Raw genomic sequence first — 8,845 nt, 5'->3', positions numbered from 1 at the left:
GTCGGGGGAGGAGCGCTGTGGACGTACCGGATGAGGGTGGGGGTTGATGGGGTTGATCGATGGTGTGGCCTCGGCGCTGATCTCCACCAGGACCGGCCCCGGACGGCCGTTGATCGCCAGGTGGGCGGCGCGGCGCAGGGCCCACGTCAAATCCTCGCCGGTGGCCACCGTCAGGTGCTGCTTGACCACCGACTGGGCCAGCGAACGGTGGTCGGTCTCCTGGAAACCGCCGCGACCGACCTCGCCCGCGGCGATGCGAGTGGTCACCACGACGACCGGCGCGCCGAGCGACATGCCTTCCAGCAGACCGGTGAGGGCGTTGGTGAAGGCCGGTCCGGTGGTCAGCGCGAGCACGACCGGGCGGCGGGTCAGCATCGCGGCTGCCACGGCCGCGCAGGCCCCGGCCCGCTGATCACGGACCGGCACCACCGTCAGTCCCTCAACGGTGGCGGCGGCGTCGAGCAGACCCGGCTCGTCGGCCGGCAACCCGATAACCAGCTCACAGCCCGCGTCACGTAACGTCTGCGCGGCTACCGGCCAGCAGCTTCCGGCGGCGACGTCGGGCGACGCGGGCACCATCGTGGGGGCGCTCATGCGGGTGCTCCTTCAAGAATGATGTCCGGCTGCACGGCGGACAAAAGCAGGGCGGCGGCAGACAGGGCAGGCTTGCCGTCCGCTTCTCCGGGGGCGACGGCGATGTCACACACCAGTGCTGCGGGGGCGCCGGCCGCGACCGCGCCCTGTGCTGCCCGCATCGACTGCTGCAGATCGCGCCCGGGAGTGCAGAGGAAGAAGACCTCAAGCTCGTCGTCGAGGCCCTGGATCAGCCGGGAGCTTTCCATCTGGATCGAGTGCGACGGTCGCAGGCGCCGGGTCGGATCCTCGTGGCGTTCGGCGAAATACGTTGCCGTGTAGGCGCTGTAGGATGCGGCCGCGACGAAGGCCGGTACCTGGTTGCGGTGCGGCCCGCAGAGTTCTTCGAGCGCGTGGCGGATCGCGTGGCGAAGCACGTCCGGCGCGGCGACCGGGCTCAGGGTGCGCACCGCAGGGCCGAAGTAGGCGTTCTCCAGTCGCGACGGTGCCGAGCCCGGGGAGTGCGCGACCAGCACCGCAAGCGAGGCGGGCTGGTTCATGCCGGGTCACCCGCCGCCGCGCCGGCCGCCGCGAGCAGGTCGGGCTGGGTCCTGGCGGCGCCGAACTCCGCTGACACCAGCAACGGGCGGGCGGTGAGCCGGCCGCGCTCGTGCACACTGCTGGCCTGCATGCCGTACCCGCCGAACGGGCGGTTGCCGTCCTCGGCATCGAACGTGGTGCAGTCGCGGTTCACGACGCTCGTGCCGACCATGGCCGAGGTCAGCCCCGGTTCGCCGTATACCGACATGTACATGCCCCGCGCCAGCTCGGCCGGGGTGGCCGCCCAGCGCTCGATGTCGGCTGCGTCGTCGTAGGCACAGACCAGGAACACCGGCGAGAAGAACTCCGGCGGGCGCAGGTCCGGGTGCAGATCGGTGACCAGGATGGTCGGGTTCACCGTCCGGGCCGCCACGTCAACGGTGCCGCCGAAGCGGATCTGGCCGCGGTGACCGGCCAGGAACGCCGCGGCATCCTCGACCGCGTCGTCGTAGACCAGCGGAGTGATCCGGGCCTCGGGGTCGCGCCGGTCGGCGATCGGCAGTTCCGCGAGCCGCTCTTCCAGCTGCGTCACCACGTCGTCGAGCCGGTCACGGTGCACGAACACCGCATCGGGGCACAGGCAGTCCTGGCCGGAGTTGTAGAGCCTGCTGCGCAGCAGGTCGTCGACGGCGGTGGCGGTGCCGGCCGCGGGACCCACGACGAACGGGTTGGGGCCGGAACCGAACAGCAGCAGCTTGGTGCGGTGCGAGACCCGGGTCGCGATCTGCAGGCCGTTCTCGTACCGGCCGGTGAACACGACGCCGTCGGCCTCGGCGCACGAGCGCACGAAGTCCCGTTGCGACTCGCGGGTCAGCGCCAGTTGCCCGGCTCCGCGCGCGCGCACCACCGGCGCCAAGATCTCGTGCACCGTCTCGATGACGCCCTTCACCCGGCTCGACGGACGGATCTCGATCCGCCGGCAGTACAGGGCCGGGATCAAACACATCAGCGTGTACGAATACAGCACGTTGTTGGACGGCAGGAACACCCCGAGCAAGTCCTGCGGGGCCGGTCGGTTACGGGCCAGTTCCCAGCGTGCGCCGGCCAGGGCGCGGATCGAGCGGTGCAGCTCATCCGAGGCGCTGTCATGCGTGGCGATCGTGGTCAGCGCCTCGATGAGTTCGTCCTGGCGGCGCAGCATCGCGTCGATCAGATCCTGGCAGTACTTCGACCCGTCGTGATCGTCGCCGGCGCCGCGATGGGCAAACAACCGGGAATTGGGCGCACGGGTATGACTGACATTCATGGTGTTTCCCCCGTTGCATTCTGACGAACTCGGCTCAGTCGGCCGGTGTCGGGATCGGACGATAGCAGCACCCTGCCACGTCCGGCTGCCCCCTTTTCTCAGTCAATTCCAAAGGCCTGTAACGGGGTTGCGACATTGCCAAGGATCATTACACTTGCGATGCGCCGGGGGACCGGTTCCGCGAAATTCGACGGCGGCCACCATTGCGGCGCGCCGATGCTGGTCCGCCGGGTGGGCCCCGATCGAGGGGCACCCGCGCGGCGGACGAGTAGGTATAGTGCTCTTCGGCAGCTATCAATGCCAGGTCATGACATGGGCATGACCAATGCAACGGGGGAAAGGATCGTCAATGGCGTTCTGGCCTGCGCAGAGAGCGCTCTCAGGGCGGTTGGCCGCGGGGGCTCCCGCATGAGCGCAGAGCCGGCGCAGCGCACGTCCATCTGGCGGTCACCCGGGCTGGCCCGCCTGATCACCAGCATCACCATCAGCCAGCTCGGCACCGCGGTGACCGGGGTGGCCCTGCCCATCTTCCTGCTGGACCGCTTCGGCCTCGGCCTGGACTTCGGCCTCACGCTGGGCATCCGGCTGATCCCGAACATCATGCTCGGCACCGTGGTGTCGGAGGTCGTGCGTCGCTGGGACCCGCGCAAGGTGTCCGTGCTGGCGTCGGTGTTCAGCGCGCTGATCGCCGTCGCGTTCCCCTTCACCGACGCGTTGTGGCAGGTCCAGGCCCTATCCTTCCTGATCGGGCTGACCACGATGTTCCTGGCCCCGGCGCGGCTGGCGCTGCGCACCCGGGTCACCCCGCAGGGCCGGGAATTGGAGGCCAACGGGCTGATCGTCACCGCCCAGCGGGTCGCGTCGCTGCTGGGTCCCGTGGTCGTTGGACCGGTGCTGGCCTTCAGCACCATCTCCGTGCTGTTCTTCGCCGAGGCCGCCACCGCGTTGATCGCGGCCCTGTTGCTGGCCGGGCCCTTCCCCGGGCCCAGGGAGGACCCCGCGCATCAGGCGGATGCGCCGCCACCGCGAATGCCCAAATCACCACTGGGAATTCTGCGCCGGTTGTTCCTGGACAATCCGCGGGATCTCTTCGCCATCATTCGCGGCGACGGAATGGTGTTCGGTCTGACCCTCACCGCTTTTACCTACGTGTTCGTGGTCGGCATGAATTCGGTGTTCGTTCCGGCTTTCGCGCGCATCCGTTTTCCCGAGATCGACGGAATGCTCGGATATCTTATTGCGGCAATGGGTCTGGGCGGAGCGGCCGGCGGTATTCTGGCGGGCCGGCTCACCCGTTTCAGTCCCGGCCTGATGTACATTCTCGGCAACGTGCTGGAAGCGGTCTGCTGGCTGCTGCTGTTGTTCGCTCATCAGCCGGTGCTGGCGATCGCGCTCCTGGTGGCCGGCGGCATTCTGGAATCGGTGGCCACGGCGGTCTACATGGCTGAGGTGCAGGCCCGGTTCACCGAACGCGAGCTCACCCACTATTACTCGATGCTGCTACCCAGCAACGACGTCTTCGTCCTGCTGGGCGCCACGGTGGCGGGCCTGCTGGTGGCACCGGACCGCCTGGGCGTCTCCATCGCGGTGATCGCCGGCGTGATGGCAATCCCGATCCTGCTGCTCACCCGCAGCTTCTTCACCCCCCGGCCGCAACCCGCGGGCAAACCGGCACCCCAGCCGGTCAGCGCCGCCGAAGCCGCCGGCTGACCCTGCGTCCCTGCTGATCTGTACGAAGGAGGATCGGCAGTGCAGCGATCTGTTCTGGTCACCGGCGCCAACCGCGGCATCGGGCTCGCCGTCGCGCGGGCGTTCGCCGCGGCTGGTGACCGGGTGACCGCCACCTACCGCACCACGCCGCCACCAGGGGACCTGTTCGCCGTGGCGTGCGACGTCACCGACACCGGCGCCGTGGACCGCGCGTTCAACGCCGCCGAACAGCGACACGGCCCGGTGGAGGTGGTTGTCGCCAACGCCGGTATCACCCGCGATGCCCTGCTGGCCCGGATGAGCGACGACGACTTCACCGGCGTTGTCGACACCAACCTGACCGCCGCCTACCGGGTCGCCCGCCGGGCCGTGCCTGCCATGCTCGACGCCCGGCGGGGGCGGCTGGTGTTCATCTCGTCCAGCGTCGCGTTGGCCGGCGAGGCCGGTCAGGTGAACTATGCGGCCGCCAAGGCCGGGTTGATCGGGCTGGCCCGCTCGCTCACCCGTGAACTGGCACCGCACGGCATCACCGCCAACGTGGTGGCGCCGGGCTACACCGAGACCGACATGACAGCCGCCGTCGACGAGCAGCAACGAGCCGCCTGGTGCGCGCGGATACCCGTGGGCCGTCCCGCGCAGCCGGCCGAGATCGCCGCCGCGGTGGTGTTCGTGGCCGATGCCGCCTACCTGACCGGTGCGGTGCTGCCGGTCGATGGCGGCGCCGCCATGGGCCACTGAGGACAAGGACTGAGGATCAATGACGATGGACCGTACGCTTGACCGCACGCCCTCGCGGGCCCGGGTGGTGATCGTCGGCGCGGGTTTCGCCGGCTTGGAGACCGCCAGGCACCTCGCCGCCGGCGGCGTGGACGACATCCTGGTGATCGAGGGCGGGCCGGCCGGGGATCTGCGGCACACCAACGTGGCCCACGACCCGGACACCGCCGTGCATCTGTGGCTCGATCCTGCCCAGGACCCCTACCACCAGCGCCCGTGGGAATCCGCCAGCCACCGCCACTTCGCCGGTAACGCCGGCATCCGCGCCCGGCTCGGCGGCCGATCGCTGTACTGGTACGGCGTCACGCTGCCGCTGGAGGACTGGGCCCTGGACACCGGTCACTGGCCCGCCCCGATCGTCGATGACCTCACCTTGTCGTGGCGCGGCGGCCCGTCGCTCTACGAACGCACCGCCACCGACCTCGGTTTGACCTGGGAGCAGGGTACGGTCGCCTCACCCGGCCCCGTCCGGCTTCTCGGTGACTACGCGTTGCGGCCCACCCCGCGCGCCTCCCGGACCCATCCGGAGCAGCCCGGCCGCTGGTCGGCGTACTCCCCACTGGACCATTGGCGGGACCCGGCAACCGGTGCTGTCACCGGCTTCCCCGACGCGATACACCTGCTCACGGGAACGGCGGTGCGGCAGGTGAGCGTGCACGAGGGCCGCGTCACCGGCGTGGTCGTCACCGACCCGCACACCGGCGCCCCCGTGCCCGTGACCGCCGATACGGTCGTGCTGTGCGCCGGCACCGTGGAAAGCAGCCGGCTCGCCATCCAGGCCCTGCATCCCCGGGCTGGCGCCGAACCGCGGCTCGGCGGTCTCGCCGACCACCTCGCCCAGGGCTTCTTCGTGCGCCTCGACTCCCGCTCGGCGCCGCGCCCGTTGCCGCTGCGGCCCGGCTCCTACTACGTGCCGGTCCCCGAGGCGAAATGCAACCTGTTCGTCTCGCTGTGGCGTGAGTCCCGTGCGGAACTGGTCCTCGACGTCAAAATCAACGGCGAACTGCCGCCCGACCCGGGCAGCTACGTCGCCTGCGAGCCCGGGCCGGCCTATCCGTGGCCCACCCGGGTGCACGCCCACGTCGGCGCGGGTGGCCGGGTGGTCATCGCCGCGCAGCGTGAGGTGCTCGCCGGTGTGTGGTCGGCTGTGGCAACCGCGTTCGGCCTGAGCGGTGAGCTGAGGTTCGGCGACTACGACGACCCAGCCGCCACCAACGCGGCGGTGCTGCCGCGCAACCGGGAGAACTACCCGATCGGCCAGCCGCAGAGCTGGGTCAGCGCGCTGGGCGCCGAGGACCACGACGGCGGCACCCTGCCGCTGGGCTCGATGCTCACCGAGAATCACGAGTTCGCGCAGCTGAGCGGGCTTTACGCGGCCGGCCCGGCCACTTTCGCGCGGCTGGGCGCGGCGAACCCGTCGCTGACCACGATGGCGCTGGCCCGCCGATTGTCCGCCGTGCTGGCCGACCGGCTGCTGGCCTCCGTACCGGCCGAGGGAGGCCAAGCATGAGCACCGCCGATGTCGTCGTCGTTACTCCGACCCGCAATCGCCCGGAGCTGCTGTGGCGTGCGGTCGCTTCGGCGGCGGCGCAGCGCGACGTGACGATCCGGCACATCGTGGTGGGCGACAACTGTCCCGTGCTGGCCGATCCGGCGTACACCGCGCGGCTCACCGCGGCGTTTCCCCACGTCACCGTCATCAACACCACGCCCGAGACGCATCCGCAGGCGCAGGACGACTATCGCTGGGCGCGGGTGGCCCGGCTGCGCAACCTCGGTGCCGCCGCCTCGGACATCGACCTGATCGCGCATCTCGATGACGACAACAGCTGGGATCCTGGCCACCTCAGCTCGCTGGTGGCGGCGCTGCAGGCGGCGCCGCAGGCCGAGATGGCGCACGGGTGGCGGCGGCTGCTCAACGACGACGGGTCGCCGTTTCTGATCCCCGAGGGCGTCGACCCCTGGAACGACGACGAGAAGGTGGGCGCTCGCTCGTACGCGCTGCTCGTGGAGGCCGGTGTCGTGGTGCCCGGCTCGAACGTGCTGCGCGACCGCATCCACTTCAACGGCGTGCTGCTGGGCCGCGTCGACACCAACGAACTCATGGTTCGCCGCCGGCTGTTCGAGCGCATCCCGTTTCCCGAGCAGTTCTCCCGGTGGAAGCAGAAGATCGGCCTCGGCGATGATGCCCTGCTCAACTACCTGCTGCTCAAGAACGACGTCGAAGTGGTCTGCACCGAGCAGGTGACGGTCAACTACTTCATGGGCGGCAAGTCCAACCACGAGACGTACGCGCCGCTGGCCCCGGTGTTGCGATGAGCGGGTTCCTCACCGCGCGCGGGCTGTCGGTGCTGTACGGCCCGGTCCCCGTGCTCGACGCGATCGACCTGGCCGTCGGGCCCGGTGATCGGGTGCTGGTCGTCGGGCCGAACGGGGCCGGCAAGTCCACGCTGCTCAAGGTGCTGGCCGGTGAGGTCGAGCCGGACGCCGGTGAAGTGACCCGCCCGTCGATCGGCTACGTCCCGCAGGAGACCGAGGTGCAGGAGGGGCAAACCCTCGCCGGGCACTTGGCTCAGCGCACCGGCGTGGCGGAGGCGGCAACGGCGATGGAGGCGGCGGCTGAGGCTCTCGCGGCGGGAGATCCAGCGGCGGGCGATGACTATGGACGTACCCTCGACGCTTGGCTGGCCGCCGGGGGAGCTGACTTCGAGGAGCGCTGCGAAAAGGTCTGCGCGCAGCTCGGCCTGCCCGATGACGTGCTGTCGCGCGGCGGCGAGGCGCTCTCCGGCGGCCAGCAGGCCCGCCTGCGCCTCGCGGTGGTCCTGCTCATGCGCGTCGACCTGCTGCTGCTCGACGAGACCACAAACGACCTGGACGCGCCGGGCCTGGCCGCGATGGAGCAGTACGTCACCGGTTTCCGCGGCGGCATCGTGGCGGTCTCGCACGACCGGGCGTTCGCCGAACGGGTCGCCACCCGGGTGTTCGAGATCGACGAGTTCACCCGCTCCGGGCGGCTGTACACCGGCGGCTGGGCGGCATACCAGGCCGAGCGGGCCAACGACCGCCACCGTGCCGAGCAGAACTACGCCGAGTACGCCGCCCGCCAGCAGGCCATGCAGGAGCGCATCCGGCGGATGCGGGAGTGGGCCGAGGCGGGGCAGCGGCGCAACGCGGCCGGCGGTGAGCAGGACAAGTTCATCCGCCACAAGAACAAAACCTCGGCGCAGGGTGTCGCCGCGAAAGCCGGTGCCACCAAGAAGGCCGCCGACCGGCTCGAGGTTGTCGAGGAACCCCGCGAGCCGTGGGAGCTGCGGCTGTCCATCGCCGCCGCGGAAGCCGGTTCCCGCGTGGTCTTCACGCTGCGCGACGCCATCATCGAGCGCGGCGACCTTCGGCTGGGACCGCTCAGCCTCACTGTCGCCGCGGGCGATCGGGTACGCATCAGCGGCCCGAACGGCTCCGGCAAGTCCACATTGATCCAGGCGCTGCTCGGCCGGTTGCCGCTGGCCGGCGGGGAACGCTCCATCGGTCCGGGCGTGCTCCTCGGCGAGCTGGAACAGAGCCGGGCTGCGCTGCGCGGTCCGGAGCCGCTGCTCGAGGTGTTCCGCCGGCTCAGCGCCCAGCCCGCCGAGGAGGCCCGCACCCTGCTGGCGAAGTTCCGGGTGGGCGCCGACGTGGTGCTGCGCCCCGCGGATTCGCTGAGCCCCGGCGAGCGGACCCGCACCGGCCTGGCGCTGTTTCAGGCTCGCAAGTCCAACTGCCTGATCCTCGACGAACCCACCAACCACCTTGACCTGGAGGCGATCGAGCAACTGGAACAGGCGCTGGCGACGTACCCGGGGACCGTTCTTCTGGTCACCCACGACCGCCGGCTCGCCCAAGCGGTGACGTTCACGCACGAGATCGACGTGACGGCGTTGTAGCGCCACTGCGCAACTC

Annotated in this window: 8 protein-coding genes; 5 read left to right on the top strand and 3 right to left on the bottom strand. The window is 70.4% G+C overall.

The genetic code is table 11. From position 1 onward, the window contains the following. From TFC3_RS33680 to TFC3_RS33670, 3 genes are all read right to left on the bottom strand, one after another. Nucleotides 1–594: thiamine pyrophosphate-binding protein (locus TFC3_RS33680; protein ID WP_255363822.1), on the bottom strand; the 594-nt coding region annotated here is incomplete at its 3' end. Beyond that, the gene (locus tag TFC3_RS33675; RefSeq protein WP_067510269.1) at nucleotides 591–1,133 is read right to left on the bottom strand and encodes a hypothetical protein; all 543 of its coding nucleotides are present in this window, start codon (nucleotides 1,131–1,133) and stop codon (nucleotides 591–593) included. The genes TFC3_RS33680 and TFC3_RS33675, both read right to left, overlap by 4 nt. After that, nucleotides 1,130–2,419: an aldehyde dehydrogenase family protein gene (locus TFC3_RS33670; protein ID WP_082772748.1), complete on the bottom strand. Its 1,290-nt coding sequence runs from the start codon at nucleotides 2,417–2,419 to the stop codon at nucleotides 1,130–1,132. The genes TFC3_RS33675 and TFC3_RS33670 overlap by 4 nt, the downstream gene beginning before the upstream one ends. 408 nt (nucleotides 2,420–2,827) lie before the next feature. On the opposite strand from TFC3_RS33670, the gene TFC3_RS33665 reads away from it, so the two are divergent. From TFC3_RS33665 to TFC3_RS33645, 5 genes are read left to right on the top strand one after another with little or no spacing between them, the layout of a single operon-like run. Further along, entirely contained in the window at nucleotides 2,828–4,129 is a 1,302-nt protein-coding gene (locus TFC3_RS33665; protein ID WP_067510265.1) for an MFS transporter, read from the top strand. A gap of 39 nt (nucleotides 4,130–4,168) precedes the next feature. After that, the gene (locus TFC3_RS33660) at nucleotides 4,169–4,867 is read left to right on the top strand and encodes an SDR family oxidoreductase (protein WP_067510262.1); all 699 of its coding nucleotides are present in this window, start codon (nucleotides 4,169–4,171) and stop codon (nucleotides 4,865–4,867) included. Between the two features lie 25 nt (nucleotides 4,868–4,892). After that, the gene (locus TFC3_RS33655) at nucleotides 4,893–6,416 is read left to right on the top strand and encodes an FAD-binding protein (RefSeq protein ID WP_082772746.1); all 1,524 of its coding nucleotides are present in this window, start codon (nucleotides 4,893–4,895) and stop codon (nucleotides 6,414–6,416) included. Continuing rightward, a complete protein-coding gene (locus TFC3_RS33650) occupies nucleotides 6,413–7,225 on the top strand; it encodes a glycosyltransferase family A protein (protein WP_067510260.1) in 813 nt (270 codons plus the stop codon). Before TFC3_RS33655 ends, TFC3_RS33650 begins: the two co-directional genes overlap by 4 nt. After that, complete coding sequence (locus tag TFC3_RS33645) at nucleotides 7,222–8,829, top strand: ABC-F family ATP-binding cassette domain-containing protein (protein WP_067510258.1); 1,608 nt, start codon at nucleotides 7,222–7,224, stop codon at nucleotides 8,827–8,829. The genes TFC3_RS33650 and TFC3_RS33645 overlap by 4 nt, the downstream gene beginning before the upstream one ends. The last annotated feature ends 16 nt before the right edge of the window (nucleotides 8,830–8,845 follow it).

Origin of the sequence: Actinoplanes sp. TFC3, assembly GCF_001553785.1 — a bacterium.
GTDB lineage: Bacteria > Actinomycetota > Actinomycetes > Mycobacteriales > Micromonosporaceae > Actinoplanes.
The sequence above is the reverse complement of the archived record's forward strand: the minus strand, read 5'-3'. Positions and strand labels throughout refer to the sequence as shown.

Coding starts and splice junctions, on each gene's coding strand:
- TFC3_RS33675 (WP_067510269.1), bottom strand. CDS start 1,133: ATGAACCAGCCCGCCTCGCTTGCGGTGCTGGTCGCGCACTCCCCGGGC.
- TFC3_RS33670 (WP_082772748.1), bottom strand. CDS start 2,419: ATGAATGTCAGTCATACCCGTGCGCCCAATTCCCGGTTGTTTGCCCAT.
- TFC3_RS33665 (WP_067510265.1), top strand. CDS start 2,828: ATGAGCGCAGAGCCGGCGCAGCGCACGTCCATCTGGCGGTCACCCGGG.
- TFC3_RS33655 (WP_082772746.1), top strand. CDS start 4,893: ATGGACCGTACGCTTGACCGCACGCCCTCGCGGGCCCGGGTGGTGATC.
- TFC3_RS33650 (WP_067510260.1), top strand. CDS start 6,413: ATGAGCACCGCCGATGTCGTCGTCGTTACTCCGACCCGCAATCGCCCG.
- TFC3_RS33645 (WP_067510258.1), top strand. CDS start 7,222: ATGAGCGGGTTCCTCACCGCGCGCGGGCTGTCGGTGCTGTACGGCCCG.